This is a genomic window from Haloarcula sp. H-hyl6 (assembly GCF_056934455.1).
Genome location: NZ_JBRIIK010000001.1, coordinates 711,952 through 732,144 on the forward strand (window position 1 = coordinate 711,952; position 20,193 = coordinate 732,144).

Below are 20,193 nucleotides of genomic sequence, written 5' to 3' on the forward strand. Positions count from 1 at the left end.
GTTGTGGTTGTGGAGGGAAGGGTGTTACGCGGCCTCGTAGGCTTCCTCGCGGACCCAGTCGTACCCCTCGTCTTCGAGTTGCTCGGCCAGTTCCGGACCGCCGGACTTGGCAATCTGGCCGTCGAGCATCACGTGGACGTGGTCGGGTTCGACGTAGTCGAGGATGCGCTGGTAGTGGGTAATCTGGAGGATACCGGCACCCTGCTCGTCGCGGAGCGCGTTGATGCCGTTCGAGACGTCCTGCAGTCGGTCGATGTCCAGCCCGGAGTCGATTTCGTCCAGCACCGCGATGGACGGTTCGAGGATGGCGGCCTGGAGGACCTCGTTCTGCTTCTTCTCACCGCCGGAGAAGCCGGCGTTGAGGTAGCGAGAGGCGAACTTCTCGTCCATGTCGAGTTGCTCCATCTTCTCCTGGAGAATCTCCTGGAACTCGGCGACGCCGATTTCGCCTTCCTCGACGTTGCCCTCCATCGGGGAGGTGTCGTAGCCGGCGGCGTCCTCGTTGGTGTCCCCGCCCTCGGCGTCGGCCTCCTCGTCCTCGTCCTCGAACAGTTCCTCGCGCTCTTCGAGTTTGGCGTTGAGTGCCGTCCGGAGGAAGTTGACCATCGTGACGCCCTCGATTTCGGCGGGATACTGGAAGCCGAGGAAGATGCCCAGCGCCGCGCGTTCGTTCGGTTCGAGGTCGAGCAGATTCCACGTGCGCATGTCCTCGGGAATCTCGAAGTCCTCGCCGAACTCGTCGTCTTCGAGGTGGATGAGGACCTCGCCGTCCGTGACCTCGTAGGCGGGGTGGCCGGCGATAATCTTCGCCGTCGTCGACTTCCCCGACCCGTTGGGGCCCATCAGGGCGTGAATCTCGCCCGAGTTGACTTCGAGGTCGACACCGCGAAGAATCGTCTCACCGTCCTCTTCTGCGACTTCCGCGTGGAGATTGTTGATTTCGAGTACAGCCATAGTAGTCTCTTAGGTCAACCGAAAAGAGGTACGTTTGACCCATCAAGCTTTCGCATTGCGACGAACTCGAATTCAGTATACAGAAACAATATTTCTCCGAGCCGAAAAGCCGCCGTCGGCCGGTTACATGTACTGGCCGAGTCCGGTCTGTTCCTGCCCGGACTTGACTTCGTCCCACGAGATGTCGAGCGCCTCGAGGATTCGGGCGATAGGCCCCTTCAGCGTCTTGTCGAGCATCTTGTCCCAGTCCACCTCGAACTCCGGGGGAATCTGGTCGGCGTACTCGAAGCAGATGACGTCAGGGTCCCGGCGGAACTCGCCGTAGAGGGGGTCACGCTTGGGGTCGAGACCGAGTTCGTCCTCGACGCGTTCGAAGAAGTCCGCGTGGACCCGGTCGAGGTACAGTCGCTTCGGTTTGGACCCGCTCTGGAAGTTCGTCCCCAACAGGAGGTTGGCGTACTTCGCCCCGCGCACCTGCGCGGTGTCGGTGTCGTAGTTGTCCAGTTTCTTCCCGATGCCGCCGGGGATACCCACGTCGTCGTAGTCGACGTTGCCGTCCTGATAGTCCTCGATGACCTCGCCGACGTACTCCTTGATGTTCTCCGTGGTGTCCCCGTGGACGATGCGGTCGATGACCTCCTTCTGGACCCGCTTGGTGATGGGCGCGATGTCCGAGCGCTGGTACTCGAAGCCGGTGATGTCGATGTCGTCGACGTGCTTGCCCTCCTTCCAGACGATGTGGCCGGCGTAGCGCTTCTTCTTGCCCGCTTGGAAGAACCGGCGATACAGTTTCTCGAACTCTATCTGGAACCGGTGGTCCTCGGCGTTCAGGCGCTCGCTGGCGAACTCGTCGTAGGAGGCGTTGATGACGTCCTCCAGTTCGAACCCCTTCTCGATGGTCGCCGCGACGGTCAGCAGTTCGTCGTCGTCCATCTCGGGGTGTTTCGCCCGTATCTCGTCGGTGACTTCGACCTCGCCGTCGACGTCTTCGGGGCCGACGTCGCCGACCTGCAACATCACGGAGTCGGTGTCGCCGTAGACGACTTCGTACCCCTCCTCGGCCACGACTTCGTCTGTGTAGTCGATGACCTCCCGGCCGGTGGCCGTGACGGCCGCGCCCATCTCCTTGTCGTAGAGGCGGAACCGGTCCCACCCCAGCACGCCGTACAGCGAGTTCATGATGACCTTCACGGCGGCCTGCTGGCGGTCGTAGCGCTCGTACTCGGGGTCGTCCGGGTCGTGGCTGTTTCGCAGGCCCTTCTTCTCCTCGCGTTCGGTCAGCAGTTCGTCGACCATCTCCCGGATGACGCCGTCCGGTTCCTTCCGGAAGTGGGTCCCGTTGGGTGCGACGTAGGTGTCGCCGTCGTATCGGTCGGGGTCGACCTTCGTCTCGGGACTCGCGTTGGTCGTCACCATGCACATCGGGTACAGCGACTTCAGGTCCAGCACCGTGACGTTCTCGCGGACCCCGGTGATGGGGTCGAAGACGGCCCCACCCTCGTAGTCCTCGCTCTCCTGTTGACCCTTCGAAGGGAGCGCGTACTCCCCGTACAGTTTGTGCAGGACGTACATGTCGACGGCGTCGCCGGGCGTCGTGGCGTCCTCCAGTTTGCACCCGACGAACGTGCGGACCTCGTCCCAGAAGTCGATGATGTCCTGTTCCCGGTCCAACTCGACGCAGAGTTCCACGTCCCGGAGGTTGTACTCCAGCAGGCGCTCGGGGTTCTCCTCCCAGAGGTCGCCGATGTCGCCGGTGTACCGCTCCTTGCCGACGCCGAGTTCCTGTTCGCCGACGGCGTCCAGCCGATAGGACTCCAGTTCGGTGAACTGCGTGCGCTTGTAGGCGTACAGCAGGTCGAAGACGACACGACCCTTGATGTCGGGGCCCTGCCAGTCGCTGCGCCACACCTCGTTCACCCGCGAGAGGCGGTTCACGTCGAGGTCGTAGTCGTGGGCCGGACTCGACAGTTCGTCGAGTCGGTCCAGCAGGTACGGCGCGTCGAAGTCGTCGAAGTTCCACCCAGTCAGCACGTCCGGGTCCGTCTCGACGACGTAGTCGACGAACGCCTCCAGCATCGCCTCCTCTCGCTCGAACACGCGCACGTCGGCCTCGAAGTCCGCGTCCTCGCGGATGGGGTCGTACTCGGCGAGCGCCGCCGGCCCCTCGATGCCGTCGGGCGACTCGTACAACCAGACGACGTACTCGTCCTCGTAGGAGTCGTGGGAGGTGAGACAGACGATGGTCTCCTCGCCCTCTTCGGGGAAGCCGTGCCGGTCGTCCACTTCGATGTCGAAGGTGTTCACGCGCGGTTCGGCGCTGGCGTCGACCGGCGAAACCTCCTCGTGGTGGACCTTGTAGCTCCCGTCGTCCAGTTCGCGGGCGGGGACCCGGATCCCGCTGGTGATGTCCTTGTCGATGAGCAGGCGGTTCGGGAAGAGGATGTCCGCCTCGTAGTGGTCGAAGTCGTCCCGCATCTGCCCGACGTCCCGCGGCGTCTGGCCGAATATCTTCACGAGGCGCTCTCCGCGGATGGACTCGTAGGGGTCGCCGTCGGCGTCGGACTTCTCCCACCCGGTGATGCGGTCGTACTGCCGGAGTCTGTCCTCGCCGACGCTGCCGGCCGGCGCGTAGAAGTACGGCTTGAACTCGTAGACGCGTGCGTGGACCGGGTCGTTCGCCTCGGTCCGCCCGAAGACGTGGACCACGGGGAACTCGTCGTCGCCCCGTCCCTCCACCGTGTAGTCCACCTGCGTGACAACGAACTCGACTGTCTCCTCGACGTCGGGGAACTGGCGCTCGTCGATGTCGACGACGCTCGCACCGTTGCCCCCGTCGCCGGCGACGGCCGCTGCCTCCTCGGCCGGCCGGTCCTCGCCCGCACCCTCGTTCTGGAAATCCCCGAAGGTGCGTTGGCCTTCGTCACTCATTCTTGGCGACCCTTCGAGACCACGGATAAAAACGTCGGTGGTCGGCGGTGTTTGACACGGACAGAAGATATATGGTATGGAATGTCATACCAACGCACGACGTCCCCATGTCGCACCACGCATCTCCCGACGGTCAGTCGGACAGGGCGGACGATATTCGGTCGGAGCCTGCACTCCCGGACGCCGTGCAGACCACCGAGACCTACGAGACCGAACAGGGGACAGTGTTCTACGACGCCCAACACCCGCTGGCGTGGATTCAGACTGACACCACGCTCAAACTGCGGGACGCGACCTGACTGAGAAGTCCTTTTGGTGGTCGCGGTCCCACGGAGAGTCGTGCTAGACGGTCCCGACGAAGACGACCCGGCCGACGCGCCGGGGGTCCTCTCGGAGAAGAGCCCCTACGAACCCGAGGAGTTCGACCCGGAGAGTCTCGGCCCGGACGTCCCGAAAGCGCCCAGTCCTCCGGACGGCGGCGCGAACAGCGACGCCGCCGCCCTGTTCTGGAAACTCGTCCTCGTGTTCAACGTCGCGCTGTTGGGCCTCTCCGTCGGGCCGATGCTGGTCTACTTCGAGGGGCAGGTCGACCTCGGTCTGCAAGTGTTCCTCGTCGGGTTCGTCGCCTTCGCCTACGGGACCTTCCGCTACGTCAGGTTCAGACAGGACCGCGAGAGCGACAGCGATTCTGCCGATGAGTCCGACCCCGACGAGTCCCCGAACGGGGACGACGCCGACCACAACGGCTAACCGCGACCGCCGGCTAGCCGACCCATGCGCACCGTTCGGGACGCCTCGGGTACCCGCTACATTCTGGTGAAGGAGTCCAGCGACGCGAGTCTCGTCCGGAACCCCGAGACGGGGGCCGAGCGCCACCTCCCGAACGAGGACCTCGAACCGGTCGAGGGCGAATCGCCGCTCGCGACGGCCGCGGGTGCGGTGCCGAGCGACGTCCGGACCGTCGTCACGGCGGCCCACGACGACCGGTCGCTGGGTCTCCTCGTGGAACTCGACGCCCGCGGCCCCCTCTCGGTCCACGACCTACTGGACAGCTACGACCTCTGTGAGAGCGACCTGCACGGCCTGCTGGGGGAGTTCCGTGCGGCGGGCCTCGTCGAGGAAGCCGAGGTGACCGGTCAGCGGGGTTACGACGCGACGGACGCGGCGGGCGACGCCCTCCGGATACTGACCGCCAGCGAGTAATCAGGCCAGTTCCGCCACGGACTCCTCGATTCGCTCGACCCGGTCGACGTGCGACCGGTTCGACGTCGCGTCCTTCTCGACGCGGACGAGGTCGTCGGCGGCCCCGACGAGTTCCTCGTCGTGACTGACGACAAGAATCTGCTCGACGCCCACCTCGTCGCGCATGTACTCCACGAGGTCCAGCAGTTGCGTGACGTGGCCCGAGTCGAGGAAGACGGTCGGTTCGTCGAGGATGAGCGGCGGCATCGGGGCCGACCCCTCGATGCCCTCCGCGAGCAGTCGGTAGATGGCACAGCGCAGGCTGAGGTTGAACAGCGCCCGCTCGCCGCCCGATAGCTGTTCGGGTTCGAGGGGGTCGCCGTCCTTCTGGAACACCGTCAGCTGGTACTCCCCGTCGAGTTCGATGTGGGAGTACGAGTCGTTCTGGTACACCAGCGAGAACGTCTGGTTGAGCATCCGCTCGAGCGTCTCGACGTTCCGCTGGCGCAGTTCGGCCCGGAGCGTGCCGTACATCCCCTGTAGCTGTTCGGCTTCGTCGTACAGCCCCTCCAATTTCGAGAGGTCGTCGGCCAGTGCCTCGCGCTGTTCGCGCAGGTCCTCGAGCGCCGCTATCTCGTTCTCGACGGCCCCGATGGCGCTCTGTGTCTCGTCTCGCTGTTCGCGCAGTTCGTCGAGTTTGGCGTCGGCCTGTTCGATGTAGTCCGACGCTCGCTGTTTCTCCGACCGTGCCTCCTCGACGCGGGACTCGTCGACCTTCTCAGAGAGGTCCTGCTTTCGCTCGCGCTTCTCGGCGAGGCGCTCCCGACGCTGCTCGTTCATCTCGGCCTGCTGTGAGCGTTGCTGGCGTCGCTGTTCGATTTCCGTCTCGCGCTCGTCGACGTCCTCCAGTAGGTCCGCCACCTGCTCTAGCCGCTGGATGGCCTGTTTGACCCGCTGGTGTTCCTGATTGCACTCGCCGATGACCGACCGACAGTCGGCGGCCTGCTGTTCGGCCTCCTCGGCCGCCTCGCGCTTCTCCTCGGCCTCGGATTCGAGTTCCGCGGCGGCCTCGCGGAGTTCCTCGATGCGCTGTTCGTCGGCTTCGAGGCCCGACTCCTTCTCCTCGATGAGTTGCACCACGTTCGAGCGGTTGGCTTCGAGCGTCGACAGTCGGTCGGCGGCCTTGGCCAGCGATTCGGCCCGTTCGCGGTCGGCTTGGAGCGTCTCGACCGTCTCACGGGCGTCGTCCAACGTCGACTCCAGTTCGGCGACCCGTTCCCGGTCGTCCTCGATGGACTCGACGTGCGGCGAGTCCTCGACGTCCTGCCCGCACTCAGGACACTTGCCGGCCTCGAGCAGTTCCTCGGCCTCCCGAAGGGATTCGCGCTCGCTCCGGAGTTTCGTCTCCAGTTCGGTCACGCGCTGGCGGGCCTCCTCTAGGTCCTCGGCGACGGCGTCCCGATGACTCGCCGCCTCGCTCCGTTCGACGTCGCTCTCCTCGAACCGGGCCTCGAGCGTCTCGATGTCGTCGTCGATGTCGGCGAGTTTCTCGCGGCGGTCCGCGACGCTCTCTCGTGCGCTCTCGACGTCCGATTCGAGGTCGGCCGCCTCCTCGCGCTTGGCGTCGGCCCGAGACTGGAGGTCCTCGGCCTTCGACTCGAGCGAGTCGGCCTCGCCGCTGTGCTTCTGGGCCTCGACTCGCTGTTCCTCGATGCGCGAGCGGAGGTCGTCGGCGCGGTCCTCCAACTCGTTCAGGCGGGCGGCGACGGCGTCCGCGTCGGCCTCGTCCAACTCGGTCTCGGCGAGCGTCGCTTCGAGGTCCGACTCCAGCGACTCGCGCTCCTCCTTCAGGTCGGCGATGCGCTGTTTGAGACGGTCGCGCTCGCTCTCGGTTTCGGTAATCTCGGCCTCCAAATCCTCGATTTCGGCGGTCAGTTCCGAAAGCGTCTCGCGGCGCTCCTCGTACTCTTCGAGGACGGACTGTGCCTGCTCCAGCGTCTCCGCGGCCGTCTCGCGTTGCCCTTCGATGCGCTCGATTTCGGACTGCGTCTCCGAGAGGTCAGATTCGAGCGCGTTCAACCGCTCGTGGAGGTTTCGGTCCTCCTTGGATTCGATTTGCTCGTCCAGTTGCGAGACGCGGCTCTGTTTGTCGTCTCGCACGCGCTTGACGCCGACGCGGGCGTCGCTGGCCCGTTCGCGGTACTCCTCCAGTTTGCCCAGTTGCAGGAGGTCGTCGAGCATGTCCTGCCGGTCGCTCGGCGAGGCGTTGATGAGTTTGTTCACCTCGCCCTGCCGGACGTAGGCGCAGTTGACGAACGCCTCGCTGTCCATCCGCAGGAGTTCGGTGACGCGGCGGCGAACGGCCCGCGCGCCCTCGAACGTGTCCTCGGGGGTTTCGAGGACGCACTTGGCGGTGGTCGCTCGCTCCCCCGTGTTCCGCACCCGACGCGTGAGGTGGTAGTCGCCGCCGGCGTGACTGAACCACAGTTCGACGGTGCAGTCGTCGGCCCCGATGGTGACCACCTCGTCTAAGTTCTCGTCGATGGCCTTCGACCCGTAGAGGGCGAAGAAACACGCCTCCAAGAGGGAGGACTTCCCGCTCCCGTTGAGGCCGTGGATGACCGTGACGCCGGGTCCGACGGTGAGGTCGGCGTCGTCGTAGCACTTGAAGTTCTCCAGACGGACGCGCTGGAACCGCATCAGCAATCCCCCCTCACAGGAACTCCTCCATGCTGGATTGGTCCTCGCCGTCCGCGGGGTCGACCTCCCTCTCCGCGCGGTCGTCCATCTTCCCGTCCGTCCCTGTCGCGCTCGACGCAACGCCGTCCGTCTCGCCGCCGTCCGCTTCGGCCGTCGCCGCGGCCGCGTCGGCGTCGGCCGTGCCGACATTCGCCTCGTCGTCCGCCGCATCGGGCGTGCCAGTCAGGGCGTCGGGGTTCTCGTCGACCAGTTCGCGAATCCGGCTCTCGACTGCGTCGGCCACGTTGGCGTCGGCGACTTTCGACGCCCGAACGGTCTCGTCGATGTCGCGGGCGGCCTCGCTGAGACCGAGTTCCCGCACTCGCTCGGAGACGGCGTCGTCGGGGTCGGCGAAACTCACGCTGGCCTCACGTTCCTCGCTCGCCAACTCCCGATGGTCGGTGACCCGGGCGACGAGCGCACCCTCCTCCAGCGCGAACTCCTCGACGCTGGCCGGGGCGATTGGGTCGCCGTCGCCGTCGATGCTGACGATGACGACGGCGTCCTCTAGGTCGTGTTGGCCGACGCGGCTCCGGACTCGTTCGACTCCCTCCTCCGGACCGAGGTCCACGTCGACGAAGACGAACTCGCGGGTGTCGAGGCCGCGCCGGGTGATGCGCGTCTCGCCGTCGAAGGTGACGATGTTGTACCCCCGGTCCTCGCGTTCGCTGGCGCTTGCGCGCTCGGTCGACCCGCAGTAGGTGACCCACGCGCCCTCGACTTCCTGTTTCCCCGGCTTGTGGTTGTCTCCGAGCAACAGGGCGTCGAAGTCGACGGACGATTCCGAGAGGACTTCGGCGGCGTCCCAGTCGCCGTAGTCGAACGGCTGGAACAGGCCGTGGGTCACCAGCGCCGCGTGGTCGGCGTCGTGGGGCGCGAAGGCGTAGTCCAAGTCGTCCCGCTTCGACCGCGGGACGAAGTCGAGGCCGTAGAAAGCGGTGTCGCCGACGACGGTCGGGTCGGCGTCCAGCCGCGTCGCCAGCCCCAGCGACTCGTAGAGGTCGAGCCACTGAGCGTCTCGCTTGGCCTCGTGGTTGCCCACGACGGCGAGGAAGGGGACGTCGGCGTCCGCGAGTTCCTCCAGTACCTCGAGCGTCCCCATGATGTCCGAGAGCGTCGGCCGCCGGTCGTGAAACAGGTCCCCCGCGTGGACGACGGCCTCGACGTCGTCCTCGATGGCGTCGCGGACGACGCGGCGGAAGGCGTCGAGGAAGTCCTGCCGGCGCTCGGGTACGTGGTACTGCTGGTACCCGATGTGCGTGTCGCCGGTGTGTATCACCCGTGTCATCTGTCGGGTCGTATGCAATGCCCTCCTAAAGAGGTGTCGCGACCACGGTGAAAGTAGTCGGCGGCGCTGGAGTGGGCGTCTCCCGCCCCCGGACTTTTGGCGCTCGCACCGAAGGCAGTGGCATGGCGACACAGCTCCCAGCGTCGGCCTATCGGGACCGAATCGAGTCCGTCCGGCAGGAACTGGCCGAGACGGACGCGGACGCCGCCGTCTGGTTCGGTGCGACGGCCATCGAGTACGTCAGCGGCTTCGCGCACATACAGACCGAGCGGCCGGTCGTCCTCGCGCTCACGCTGGACCGCATCGAGATTACGGTGCCGCGGCTGGAAGTCGAACGCGTCGCTCCGAATCCCCACATCGACGCCGTCCACGACTACTTCGACTACCCCCAAGGTCACCCCGTCGAGACGGCCGCGGCGATGCTCGACGGCCTCGGCGTCGAGCGAGTCGCCGCCGACGCCGACGGCGCGCCGGGCGTGATGGGGTACGAGGGGCCGGCGCTCTCGGTGTTCGTCGAGGTGGAGACCCAGTCGTGGGTCGACCGGATGCGCTGGGAGAAGAGCGACGCCGAAATCGACCTGATTCGCGAGTCCGCGAAGTGGGCGAACCTCGGTCACCGTTATCTGGCGGACTACACCGAAGTCGGCGCACACCCGGCGACCGTCTCTCAGCGGGCCTCCACCGACGCCTCCCGTGCGATGCTGGATACGCTCGGTGACCGCTACGTCGAGCGCGTCCGGGGGAGCGGGCCGGTCCACGCCGGCTACATCTCCGGTGAGGAGACGGCCCTCCCGCACGGTCACACGCCCAACGAACGGCTCTCGGAGGGCGACGTCCTCGTCACCGGCGCGTCCGCGAACGTCGACGGCTACCACTCCGAACTCGAACGGACGATGTTCGTCGGCGACCCGAGCGACGACCAGCGCCACTACTTCGCGCTGATGAAGGAGGCACAGGACGTCGCCATCGACGCGCTCGGCCCCGGCGTCGAGGTGGCCCACGTCGACGAGGCGGTCCACGACTTCTTCGTCGAACAGGGCGTCGCCGACCTCGCACAGCACCACGTCGGTCACAACATCGGGCTGGGCGCTCACGAACCGCCCTACCTCGACCGGGGCTGGAGCGACGCGGACCACGTCGACGGCGACGACGCCCTGATTCAGCCCGGACAGGTGTACACCATCGAACCGGGCGTCTACACCGACGAGTTCGGCTACCGGCACTCGGACACCATCGCCGTCACCGAGGACGGTGTCGAGTGGCTCACCTACTTCCCCCGAGACATCGAGGCGAACACGATTCGCAGGTAGGACGCCGGTAGCCACCGATTTACTCCCGCTCGCGTCCACTCTCGCCAGCGTTCGCGACCGCACGGAACCGCTCGAACGCGTCGAGCGCGGTCCGTCCCTCCTCGGCCAACCCGCTCACCTCGCGTTCGGCCAGTTCGACCGCCTGTTCGAGGGCGTCGACACCCACCGTCTCGGCGAACGTTGCGGCCGCTTCGAGGTCGTCTACGGCCCGGACGGCCGCCTCGATGACTGCGCGGTAGTCCTCCGAGTCGGCCACCTGCGACCGGTCGTCCGCCGCTCGGCCGCCGGTACGACGACGGTCGGGGACCCACCGGTCGGCAGTCTCTCCCTCGCCGTGTGCGAGCGCCGCGAGCGCCGCTTTCACCTGTTCGTCGTCTGCCACGGGCCGTCTGGGTCCGGCATCCCTCAAGAAGGTTCGGTCAGCCCCCGCCGCTCCGAAGGTTCAAGTACCGAAACGAGGCGACGGCCGTCCATGACCGACGTGAAGACGCTGGAAGAGCGGGTCAGGACCGTCGAGCGCGCCGTCACCGACGGCGACTGCGACGTACCGGCGGCCGGTGACCTCTCGGAACTGGACGCGCGCATCGCGGCAGTCGAGGAGCGCGTCGAGCGACTGGACGAGCGCGCATCGGAACTCGAAGCGGCGACGCAGGCCCTCCGAGGGTACGTCGGCAACGTCCGCTCGGTCAACGAGGCCGTCGAGCAACGCGCCGACAGCGCCCTCGCCGCTACGGACCGCATCGAACGACGCCTCGACGAGTTAGACCACGGGTCGGAGCAGGGAAGGGGGTCGGTCCCCGGCGCGGAGCACGGGCCGGACGGAGGACCGACGGGCGAGTCGAGCGCACCGACGGCGCGTTCGCCGTCCGACCGGACGACGGGCCACCGCGAGGACGCCCGGAACTCGCGTCCCGACACCGGGCAGACCGACTCGCTCGCTGACGGCGAGACCGACGACCGGTCGGCGACGGCCGACGCGGGCGTCATCGAACAGATACGGGCGCTGCTGTGATAGCGCGCTTGGCCCTCGGCGCGGCGCTCACTGCCGCGCTCCTCGCGGCGACCGGTCCCGCCCTCTCGACGGCGCAGGCCGACGCCGCCAACGCCGCCGTCGAACGGCAACTGTCCGCACTCTCGGCCCGTTTGGAGACGATGGTCGCCACCGACGACCCGACCGTCGGGTCGGGTGCCCGCCGCGTCGCCGAGATTCGGGTGCCGTCCCGAACGCTGACGAGCGCTGGCGTCGCCACTCTGCGGTTTCACACACGGGGAGGCGTCGGCGTCGCCAGTTGGCGAGTCGGCGACGCGCGCGACCACAGCACCCGTCTGGTCGGCGTCCCGGTCCGGTCGGCGGACGGACCACTCACGCTCCGAGAACCGGGCCTCCATCGGCTCACCTTCCAGTTGCGAGAGCGAGACCGACGGACGGTCGTGACGGTCGGACGGGTGGCCGACACGCCCGACAGCGGCGACGGGGAGGGGCAGTCGGCCGATGCGTGAGTGGTTCACAGCCGACGAGGGGAAGGATGGGGATGCCTGCCGCTGTACCCCAACTTTCGACGGCGACGTGCTGTCGGTCGCGGCGGACGACTGCCCGGGGAGCGGGCGACTGAAAGAGTCCCCGGCCTGCCGGGCGACGGTGGTCGAGGCACTCGGGACGGCCGACGTCGACGCCGTCCGAACGCGGAGCGACGGGGTCGAACGTGCGTACCTCGACGGCGCGGCGGGACTGCTCGTGGCTGCCGCGCGGTTCGCCACGCGGGTCGCGCCCGCCGACGAGCGACTGGCCGACAGCGCCCGGCGTGACCCGCTAGCGGCGGCGACCGAGGCGACGGGGCGAGCGGGTCACGTCGCCGACCTCGCGGCCGAGACGGGGTTGGCGATCGCCGCGGACCGGGGGGCTCCCGATACCGCACTCGAACCGTACGTCGGCCCGACCGTCAGCGACGCCCGAATCGCGTCGGCTCCGCCCGAGGACGCGGCGCTCCGGGACCGACGGACGGTCGAGACAGGTGCGGTCGTTCGCCGCTACGAAACGCCGGCCCCGGCACTCGACAGCTATCACGTTCGGCCTCGAGAGTTCGAATTCGACGCCGCGACGACGGCGGCGCTCGACGCGGCCGTCGAACGACTGGCGACCGCTCCGCTCGACGAGCGCCCGAGTCCCCACGAGGCGGCCGCGGCCGTCACCGAGGACGGCGGGACGGCGACGGCGCTCGGCGCAGTCCTCCGGAAACACACTCGCGGACTCGGCGTCCTCGAAGACCTGTTCGCCGACCCGCGCGTCTCCGACGTGTTCGCGACGGCGCCCGTCGGCGAGACCCGACTGCGGGTTCGCGTGGACGGCGAGACGCTACGGACGAACGTCCGACTGACGCCGGACGGTGCCCGGTCGCTGGCCTCCACGTTCCGGCGAACGAGCGGCCGCGCCTTCTCGCGAGCGAGTCCGACGCTCGACGCGACGGCCACGGTCGCTGACAGACAGGTCCGCGTCGCCGGCGTCACCGAGCCTTTGAGCGACGGCCTCGCCTTTGCCTTCCGTGCCCACGACGAGCGGCGGTGGCGATTACCGGACCTCGTCTCGAACGGGAGCGTCCCGCCCCCGGTCGCCGGTCTCCTCTCGGTCGCCGTCGAACGCGGCGCGGCGTGTCTCGTCGCCGGGCCGCGCGGCGCGGGGAAGACCACGACGCTCGGGGCGCTCCTGTGGGAACTGCCCCCCGAAGTCCGAACGGTGGTCATCGAGGACACTCCGGAACTTCCGGTCACGGACCTGCAAGCCGACGGCCGGGACGTCCAGCCGTTGCGGACAGCGAGCGGCGACGGTCCCTCGATAGACGCCGCCGACGCGCTCCGGACGGCCCTCCGACTCGGCGAGGGTGCGCTCGTGGTCGGAGAGGTCCGCGGCGAGGAAGCCGGCGTCCTCTACGAGGCAATGCGCGTCGGCGACGGCGACGACGCCGTACTGGGGACGATTCACGGGTCGGGTGGCGAGAGCGTCCGCGAGCGCCTCGTCTCGGACCTCGACGTGCCCGAGAGTGCGTTCGCGGCGACTGACCTCCTCGTGACCCTCGCACCGCCGACGGCCGAGGTCGGACGCGGCGTCGCCGCCGTCGAAGAGGTCCGCGGCGGCGACGGAGTCGGATTCGCGTCGCTGTTCGAGCGCGAGGGCGACCGTGCGACCGCGACGGGCCGCCTCGACAGGGGGACCAGTCACCTGCTCGAACGTCTCGCCGACCCCGGCGAGTCCTACGCGGACGTGTTGGACGCCGTCGAGACGAGAACGGCGCAGTTCGCCGACCGGACTGTCGGCCAGACTGGGGTCGAGTCGGACTCGACGAACGGATGACCGGACCGACAGATTCTGTCGGGGTGCTCGACCGACTGTCCGACGCCGTGCCGGTGCCTGAAGGGTACCGCGGGGCCGCACGGACGCTCGGTATCGACGCCCGCGCCGAGCGGTTGCTCACGGTGAGTTACGCCGCGACACTGGGGTTCTGGCTCGCAGGGCTGGCGACACTCGTCGTCGGGGCCGGACCGCTCACAGCCGTCGTCGGCACAGCGTGCCTCCTGTCGGCGCTGGCCTGTGGGCTGGGGGGCCGGTACGGAGTCGTGCTGGCCGCACGGGCACGGCGGATACGGGCGCTGGGGGCCGCCCCGTCGCTCGTCGCCACGCTCGTTCTCGGGACGACGCTCTGGCCGAGCGCCGAACGGGCGGCGGCGTTCGCCGCGGCCGCGGACGACGGACTGCTCGCCGAGCGTCTCGGTGCGTACCGGAGACGCGCGAGGGGGACACCCCGGGACGGCCTCGGTGCGTTTTCGGACCGCTGGAGCGCGGAGTTCGACGCGCTCGGCGAGGCCATCAGATTGGTCCGTCGGGCGGCCGTCTCCGCACCCGACGACCGCGAGGCGCGACTCACCGCGGCGCGCCGACGGATACTGGAGGGGACCCGCGAGGAGATGGCGGAGTTCGCGGCCTCACTCCGTGCACCCGCGACGATGCTGTACGCCTTCGGGGTCTTGCTCCCGTTGGCGATGGTATCGTTGCTCCCGGCGGCCACCGCCGCTGGCGTCCCGGTCACACCGTCCCTCCTCCTCGTCACCTACGGGTTGGGTTTTCCCGCCGGACTCGTCGGTGCGAGCGCGTGGCTTCTCGCTCGCCGGCCGGTCGCGTTCCCGCCGACGCCGGTCCCGCGAACGCACCCGGAGGTCCACTCGACACCAGTCCCAGCCGTTTTGAGCGGGGCACTGGGAACGAGTGCGGGGTATCTCGCGGGCACCGTCGCACTCCCCGGGTGGGGGCCACCACTGACGGCCGTCGGCGCGGGTGTCGGGAGCGCCCTGGTGGTCCACTTCCGTCCGGTTCGTGAGGTTCGTGCCCACGTCTCGGACGTCGAGTCAGACTTGCCCGACGCGCTGGCCGCAATCGGCCGTCGCGTCGACCGCGGCGAGTCCGTCGAGGCGGCGCTCGAAGCGGCGGTCACGGAGACGACGTCACCGCTCTCGGAACATCTCGATGCGACCGTTCACCGCCAGCGGACGCTCGGTGTGAGCATCGAAGACGCGTTTTCCGGGAAGTACGGGACGCTCTCGGACCTACCGAGCCCGCGGCTTCGGCGAGCCGCGACGTTGCTCGACGCGGCCGCGGAAATCGGTCCGCCGGCCGGCGAGACGATTACGACGATGGGCGAGCACCTGTCGGAGCTGTCGGCGGTCGAACGGGAGACGCGTCGTGACCTCGCGCAGGTCACCGGGACGCTCTCGAACACCGGTGCGCTGTTCGGCCCGCTAATCGGCGGCGCGACGGTGGCACTCGCCGCGACGATGGAGGGCGGCGGCCCCATCGAGGCCGTCTCGACGGCGACACTCGGACCGGTCGTGGGCTGGTACTGTCTCGCCCTCGCGGCCGTGTTGACGGCGCTCTCGACCGGTCTCCACCGCGGACTGGACCGGGCGCTCGTCGGATACCGCGTGGGATTGGCGCTGTGTTCGGCGACCGCGACCTATCTCGCGGCCGTCGTGGCGGTGGGGACGCTGGTCTGACGCGATCGTTTAAATCGGAAGGGGCGGCCAACCAGCCCTATGTTCGACACCCACGCCGACACGCTGTACGTCTGGGTGGCCCTCGGAGCCGTGAGTGTCGCCGTCTTCGGCGTCGTCGTCGCGATGCCGGCGTCGGCGACGCCCGACGCGACCGCCGTCGCGGGGCTGATAGACGAAGTTTCGACCAGTCCACCGGGGTCAGTCGCCACGAGAGAACTGACGGCCGACGAGTGGTCCCTCTCGACTCGGCAGGTCGGCCTGCGGTCGACCGGAGGGACGACCCACGCGTCGGCCCTCCATGGGTTCGTACCAGCCACAGGGGGACGCCTCGCCGCGGTTCTCGACGGGCGGGCACCGAGACAGTCGTTCGGTTCCCCCGAGGCCTTCCAGCGGGCCGTCCAGCGGGAACCGGCCGCCGAGAGCGAGTGGCGACCAGCGCCGGACGTGGTGACCGTCAGGCGAGTCGCGTGGGGAGGTGTCGATGTCGTCCTCGTCGGCTAGGGGCGCGACCGACCCCCTCGCGGCACTCGTCGCAGTCTTCGCCGTGTCGATGGGGTTGGCGCTGTACGCCGGCGTCCTCGACGACGCGTTCGCGGCGTCGGGTCCCGACCGGAACGTCGCGGCACCCACAGCCGATTCGGTCGAGCGCCGACTCGGTACGGCCGGCGTACTCGACCCGAAACGGATGGAACACGCGCTCTCGGCCGTACCCGAGGGTTACGAGGGAAACGTCACGCTTCGGGTCGAACGCCGGTGGTGCGTAGGGCCGACGCCGCCGACTGATGCGGCGCGTACCCGCCGCACGGTCAGCGTCTCCGTCACACCGGCGACCGTCCGGCGCGGTACGCTTCGGGTGGTCGTCTGGCGATGAGTCGAGCGACGAGTACGGTCCTCGACGTGACTGTCTTCCTGTTGCTCGTCGGGGCCGCGGCCATCGCCGTCGTGGGGGCCGTCACCGGTGGCGGCCCGACAGTCCGAAACCCGGCCGCCGAAGACGCCGAACTGCTCGCGAGTAGCACCGCGAGCGTGACCTACGCGCTCGATCCGCCGGGCCGACCGCCAGAGTGGACCGCGAACGCCACCGCGAGCCATCAGCGGACGGCCCACGGGACCGTCGCCGAACTGCTCGCCGAAGCCGCGATGAGCGGCGTCGCCGTCGACGGGGAGCGACTGTCCGGGGCCGGCACCGACTTCGAGCGAGCGGTCGCAGGTGCGACCCGAGCGCGACTGTCGAGCCAGAACCGACAGACTGCCGTCCGCGTCCGCTGGGAGCCGTACCGCGGTGCACCGGTTCGCGCGGCCATGCGACTGGGCGAGCGGCCCCCGCCGTCGGCGGACGTTCGTTCGGCCACGCTCAGCGTCGCGAGTCCGGTGGCTGACGCGACCACCAAGGCACGTCGCGCCGCGCGCGAAGTGGGATTCCACGGCGTCGCCACGGTGGTCGCGTCGGCCGTCGTCACCGGCCTCTTTCCACCCGCAGAGACGCGGTTAGCTCTCCGCGGGGACTACCCCGGAGACAGGCTCGCGGCGGCGCGTTACCGACGGATGGGTCGGCTCACCGGAGCGGGGTCGGCGGCCCCGTCGGCGTCGGTCGAGGACCGCAACGCTCGTCTGGCGGGCCACCTCGCTGACGACTTCGAGGCCGACGTGCGACGGCGGTTCGAGACGCCGCTCGCCGCGGCCGACTCCATGCGAACCGGGCGCGTTCGCATCACCGTCAGGACGTGGACACCGTGATTTCGGACACTCGCGCTCGCGTTCCGTTCGCGCTGCTGGGCGTCCTCCTGTTGGTGAGCAGTCTCACTCTCGCACCGACGCTGACGCCGACAGCGGTGCCGACCGAGACCGCCGTCGAACGGACGCTCGACCGGGCGACGGCCGGGACCCAGACGGCGGTTCGAAGCGGCGTCGCGACGGCGGGCCGACGGGCGGCGGCCAATCCGGTGCTGGAGCCAACGAACACCTCTGTCGGGCGGGCGCTGAACGACTCCCGACCGTTCCGAGACGCGCTTCGCCTCCGCGTGTATCTACAGGTCCGCGAGCGTCTGCGCCGCGTCGACGCCACCAGCGAGGGCGTCGAGGCGACGGCGACGCTGCCCGCCGTCGAGTCGACCAGTGAGTATCGACGGGCAATCGAGCGTGTACATCTCGCGCGGGCTGGGCTGAACGGCACCGCGCTGAGGGCGACTGTCGAGAACGTCACGCTGACGGTCACGCGGGGAGACCGGCCCGTCACTCGTCGGGACGTCTCTCCCACCGTCGTCGTTCCCACCCCGGTCCTCGCACTCCACGAGCAGGTACAGACCTACGAGCGGCGGGTGAACGCCGGAGTGGGACGACCGGGGCTGAGTCAGCGCCTGACCGCGAGGCTGTACCCCATCGCGTGGGCACGCGGGTACGCCCAGTTCGGCGGTGCCCCGATAGAGAACGTCGTGGCGAACCGGCACGTAAGCCTCGCGACCAACGGGGCCCTGCTGGGCGTCCAGCGGTCGACGTTCGGCCGGAGCGACCCCGACGGCCGACGGGCACTCACCGAGGCGACGGCAGCGGTCGGCATCGAGGACGTCATTACGGGGTCCAACAACAGCGCCCTCTCTCAGCAGGTCCTCCGAGAGACGTCCTATCGACCTCCCACGGAAGACATCGGCACGGAACCGACCGGGCAGTACCCCCGACCGAACGAGACGATGCGCGTCGGCGTGAACGGGACGGCCGACGACGCCTTCGAGTCGGTCGCCAGTCCCGGTTCCCTCGCGGCGACGACTGCCGCGGCCTACACCGTGGAGGTAAGACTGGTCGCCGACAGTCGACGAGTGAGCGGCGGGCCCCCGCCGCGGCCCCCATCTCCGGGCCAGAACTGGAGTCTCGTGAGCGACGAGACCACCGAGAGCACCACGACAGTCGGGTCCGCGCCCGCGAGGCCGAGAGCGCCCGACGGGTGGCACGAACTGGACAGTTTCGGTCGGCGGGTGGCTGTCGAGTACACACGAGTAGCCGTCTGGGCGAACGGCACCGAGCGGACGACGACGGCGACCCAGCGGACGGAACGCCGGCGGGTGACCGTCTCGCTCGTCGGTCGGCACGAGAGCGATTCGGGCGCGCCCGACCGCCGAATCAGGACCGCACACGAGCGCGACGGCAGTCCGCTGGGCGGTCCAAATCTGGCCGACGTCGAACCGCGCGCGGAGCGAGCGCTCGTCGACCGAGCGGGCGGCCGCGACGCCGTCGCCGCGCGCGCTGCGGACGGCCGCCTCCGGACGAGGGTCGTCCCGGTCACGAGCGAGCGGCCGGACGCGCTTCGGGCGTGGGTGTACCGGGACCTTCGACAGTTGCGTGAGCGAGTTCGCGTGACGAACGTGACCGCCGAACGCGGTGCGGTCGGGAGCTTCGAGGTCAATCCGGCGCGCGAACTCCGCCAGCGGCTCGCCGAGCGTCGCGAGGAACTGGTCGACGCACCGGCGGCGTACGACAGTGCGGCACAGAAGGCACGAGTCGTGGCTCGAATCGACTACCTCGACGCGGTCGACCAGCGCCTCGCGGCACGCGCGGGACGGCACGAGCGCACACGGTCGCGAGTGGACGGCCAACTCCGAAACCGGACCACCGGGTCCCTCCGCGACGTCCGTCGAGGTCTGACCGCCCGCGAGATACAGGTCCCTCGCTCGCGGCCGGTGCCGACCGGTCCCGCCGGGCCGGTCCGTACCCGCGTCGACGCCCGGCCGCAGTATCTCACGCTGGCCTCGCTGGACGAGTCGGCACATCCGGCGGTCGAGGGGAGCGAGCACCCGCTCGTGGCCCGCAACGTGAACGTGTTCACGGTCCCGTACGGCGACGCCGCGGCCGCCGCGACAGAGGGGCTGACCGCGACGGGCGACAGGGTGCGGCTCTCGACGGCGGCGACGACACTCGCCGCGGCGAACGCGACGGTCGGCGAGTCGTCGAACGCCACGCTCGACGGCCGGCGACAGCGGTTGCAGAGCCGCGTGGCGCGGGCGAACAGCCACGTCGCCGCCGAACTGACCGCGACGGTCGGCCACGTGACCGGCGCGGACGCGGCGGCGAGCGAGGGAATCGTCGCGGCCGGGTTGGGTCGCTGGAACTCAACTGCCGCCCGCGGCCGGGCGCTGGCGAACGGGTCGGCGGCGTCGAGCGTCGCCACCGTCGCCGCCGAGCGGCGCAATCTTTCGGTGGTCGAGCGAGACTGGCTCTGGGTTCGCCTCCGGCGCACCACCGACGACGCGCTGACCCGACCGATAACCCGTCCGCGGAGTCCGCTCGTAGAACAGACGGCCGCGGCGGCGCGGACCGTCGCCGAAGACCAGTTTCGCCGCCTCCTCGCCGACGCCGGCCGACGGCGGGCGGAACAGATTGCCGAGCGTCGCCTGGGGACGAAGACGCTCCCCGCCGGACTGCCGATGTGGCCGACGTTCTCACCACACTACCTGACCTTCAACGTCTGGGTGGTCACCGTCGAGGGGGAGTACGCACGGTTCGCGGTGACGGCGAACCACGGGTCGCCGACGACGCCGGGCGCTACGACGACGTACGCTCGGGACGGCGACCCGGTGCGTCTCGACGTGGACGGCGACGGAGCGGGCGAGCGTCTCGGCACCAGCACCCGACTCTCCTTCCGGGCCGGTACGACCGTCGTGGTCGTCGTCCCGCCGCGGCCGCGGGGCGTCGGCGACAAGAACGGCGTCGCCGTCGAAACGTCGGCGGGGTGGCCCGACGCCGGCGCGCCCGGAGAGTGAC

At 69.1% G+C, this 20,193-nt stretch carries 17 protein-coding genes; 12 read left to right on the forward strand and 5 right to left on the reverse strand.

The window, feature by feature from the left end; translation table 11 throughout:
* Positions 1-24: 24 nt before the first annotated feature.
* Positions 25-954, reverse strand: a complete 930-nt coding sequence (locus Hhyl6_RS03710) for an ATP-binding cassette domain-containing protein (RefSeq protein ID WP_483737879.1) — start codon at positions 952-954, stop codon at positions 25-27.
* Between the two features lie 123 nt (positions 955-1,077).
* Positions 1,078-3,882 carry a DNA-directed DNA polymerase gene (locus tag Hhyl6_RS03715; protein WP_483737880.1) on the reverse strand — a complete coding sequence of 935 codons (2,805 nt, stop codon included), beginning with the start codon at positions 3,880-3,882 and terminating at the stop codon, positions 1,078-1,080.
* Between the two features lie 107 nt (positions 3,883-3,989).
* On the opposite strand from Hhyl6_RS03715, the gene Hhyl6_RS03720 reads away from it, so the two are divergent.
* Genes Hhyl6_RS03720 through Hhyl6_RS03730 form a run of 3 tightly spaced genes read left to right on the forward strand, consistent with a single transcriptional unit; the run spans position 3,990 to position 5,085 of the window.
* Entirely contained in the window at positions 3,990-4,181 is a 192-nt protein-coding gene (locus Hhyl6_RS03720) for a DUF7331 family protein (RefSeq protein WP_483737881.1), read from the forward strand.
* A 40-nt stretch (positions 4,182-4,221) separates the two neighbouring features.
* The gene (locus Hhyl6_RS03725) at positions 4,222-4,632 is read left to right on the forward strand and encodes a DUF7322 domain-containing protein (RefSeq protein WP_483737882.1); all 411 of its coding nucleotides are present in this window, start codon (positions 4,222-4,224) and stop codon (positions 4,630-4,632) included.
* A 24-nt stretch (positions 4,633-4,656) separates the two neighbouring features.
* Positions 4,657-5,085 carry a DUF7346 family protein gene (locus Hhyl6_RS03730; protein ID WP_483737883.1) on the forward strand — a complete coding sequence of 143 codons (429 nt, stop codon included), beginning with the start codon at positions 4,657-4,659 and terminating at the stop codon, positions 5,083-5,085.
* Here the strand turns inward: Hhyl6_RS03730 and rad50 are convergent, their stop codons facing one another.
* Positions 5,086-7,764: a DNA double-strand break repair ATPase Rad50 gene (rad50, locus tag Hhyl6_RS03735; RefSeq protein WP_483737884.1), complete on the reverse strand. Its 2,679-nt coding sequence runs from the start codon at positions 7,762-7,764 to the stop codon at positions 5,086-5,088.
* Between the two features lie 13 nt (positions 7,765-7,777).
* Positions 7,778-9,091: a DNA double-strand break repair protein Mre11 gene (gene mre11 / locus Hhyl6_RS03740; RefSeq protein WP_483737885.1), complete on the reverse strand. Its 1,314-nt coding sequence runs from the start codon at positions 9,089-9,091 to the stop codon at positions 7,778-7,780.
* 122 nt (positions 9,092-9,213) lie between these two features.
* Between mre11 and Hhyl6_RS03745 the strand changes: the two genes are divergently transcribed.
* Positions 9,214-10,401, forward strand: coding sequence for a M24 family metallopeptidase (locus Hhyl6_RS03745; RefSeq protein ID WP_483737886.1), 1,188 nt, complete (start codon positions 9,214-9,216; stop codon positions 10,399-10,401).
* A gap of 19 nt (positions 10,402-10,420) precedes the next feature.
* Here Hhyl6_RS03745 and Hhyl6_RS03750 read toward each other — a convergent pair whose 3' ends face one another.
* A complete protein-coding gene (locus Hhyl6_RS03750; protein WP_483737887.1) occupies positions 10,421-10,783 on the reverse strand; it encodes a DUF7966 family protein in 363 nt (120 codons plus the stop codon).
* 90 nt (positions 10,784-10,873) lie between these two features.
* On the opposite strand from Hhyl6_RS03750, the gene Hhyl6_RS03755 reads away from it, so the two are divergent.
* From Hhyl6_RS03755 to Hhyl6_RS03790, 8 genes are read left to right on the forward strand one after another with little or no spacing between them, the layout of a single operon-like run.
* The gene (locus Hhyl6_RS03755; RefSeq protein ID WP_483737888.1) at positions 10,874-11,413 is read left to right on the forward strand and encodes a DUF7310 family coiled-coil domain-containing protein; all 540 of its coding nucleotides are present in this window, start codon (positions 10,874-10,876) and stop codon (positions 11,411-11,413) included.
* Complete coding sequence (locus Hhyl6_RS03760) at positions 11,410-11,901, forward strand: DUF7311 family protein (protein WP_483737889.1); 492 nt, start codon at positions 11,410-11,412, stop codon at positions 11,899-11,901. Before Hhyl6_RS03755 ends, Hhyl6_RS03760 begins: the two co-directional genes overlap by 4 nt.
* Positions 11,894-13,747, forward strand: a complete 1,854-nt coding sequence (locus Hhyl6_RS03765; protein ID WP_483737890.1) for an ATPase, T2SS/T4P/T4SS family — start codon at positions 11,894-11,896, stop codon at positions 13,745-13,747. The genes Hhyl6_RS03760 and Hhyl6_RS03765 overlap by 8 nt, the downstream gene beginning before the upstream one ends.
* Entirely contained in the window at positions 13,744-15,441 is a 1,698-nt protein-coding gene (locus Hhyl6_RS03770; protein ID WP_483737891.1) for a type II secretion system F family protein, read from the forward strand. Before Hhyl6_RS03765 ends, Hhyl6_RS03770 begins: the two co-directional genes overlap by 4 nt.
* 39 nt (positions 15,442-15,480) lie before the next feature.
* On the forward strand, positions 15,481-15,942 hold the full coding sequence (locus Hhyl6_RS03775) for a DUF7283 family protein (RefSeq protein WP_483737892.1): 462 nt from the start codon (positions 15,481-15,483) through the stop codon (positions 15,940-15,942).
* A complete protein-coding gene (locus Hhyl6_RS03780; RefSeq protein WP_483737893.1) occupies positions 15,923-16,312 on the forward strand; it encodes a DUF7285 family protein in 390 nt (129 codons plus the stop codon). Before Hhyl6_RS03775 ends, Hhyl6_RS03780 begins: the two co-directional genes overlap by 20 nt.
* Positions 16,309-17,178 carry a DUF7284 family protein gene (locus Hhyl6_RS03785; protein ID WP_483737894.1) on the forward strand — a complete coding sequence of 290 codons (870 nt, stop codon included), beginning with the start codon at positions 16,309-16,311 and terminating at the stop codon, positions 17,176-17,178. The genes Hhyl6_RS03780 and Hhyl6_RS03785 overlap by 4 nt, the downstream gene beginning before the upstream one ends.
* Entirely contained in the window at positions 17,175-20,192 is a 3,018-nt protein-coding gene (locus Hhyl6_RS03790; protein WP_483737895.1) for a DUF7286 family protein, read from the forward strand. The genes Hhyl6_RS03785 and Hhyl6_RS03790 overlap by 4 nt, the downstream gene beginning before the upstream one ends.
* The last annotated feature ends 1 nt before the right edge of the window (position 20,193 follow it).

Bases quoted from the DNA above. Each gene is read 5' to 3' on its own strand.
- Hhyl6_RS03710 (WP_483737879.1), bottom strand. From the start codon at position 954: ATGGCTGTACTCGAAATCAACAATCTCCACGCGGAAGTCGCAGAAGAG.
- Hhyl6_RS03715 (WP_483737880.1), bottom strand. From the start codon at position 3,882: ATGAGTGACGAAGGCCAACGCACCTTCGGGGATTTCCAGAACGAGGGT.
- Hhyl6_RS03720 (WP_483737881.1), top strand. From the start codon at position 3,990: ATGTCGCACCACGCATCTCCCGACGGTCAGTCGGACAGGGCGGACGAT.
- Hhyl6_RS03730 (WP_483737883.1), top strand. From the start codon at position 4,657: ATGCGCACCGTTCGGGACGCCTCGGGTACCCGCTACATTCTGGTGAAG.
- rad50 (WP_483737884.1), bottom strand. From the start codon at position 7,764: ATGCGGTTCCAGCGCGTCCGTCTGGAGAACTTCAAGTGCTACGACGAC.
- mre11 (WP_483737885.1), bottom strand. From the start codon at position 9,091: ATGACACGGGTGATACACACCGGCGACACGCACATCGGGTACCAGCAG.
- Hhyl6_RS03745 (WP_483737886.1), top strand. From the start codon at position 9,214: ATGGCGACACAGCTCCCAGCGTCGGCCTATCGGGACCGAATCGAGTCC.
- Hhyl6_RS03755 (WP_483737888.1), top strand. From the start codon at position 10,874: ATGACCGACGTGAAGACGCTGGAAGAGCGGGTCAGGACCGTCGAGCGC.
- Hhyl6_RS03765 (WP_483737890.1), top strand. From the start codon at position 11,894: ATGCGTGAGTGGTTCACAGCCGACGAGGGGAAGGATGGGGATGCCTGC.
- Hhyl6_RS03770 (WP_483737891.1), top strand. From the start codon at position 13,744: ATGACCGGACCGACAGATTCTGTCGGGGTGCTCGACCGACTGTCCGAC.
- Hhyl6_RS03775 (WP_483737892.1), top strand. From the start codon at position 15,481: ATGTTCGACACCCACGCCGACACGCTGTACGTCTGGGTGGCCCTCGGA.
- Hhyl6_RS03780 (WP_483737893.1), top strand. From the start codon at position 15,923: ATGTCGTCCTCGTCGGCTAGGGGCGCGACCGACCCCCTCGCGGCACTC.
- Hhyl6_RS03785 (WP_483737894.1), top strand. From the start codon at position 16,309: ATGAGTCGAGCGACGAGTACGGTCCTCGACGTGACTGTCTTCCTGTTG.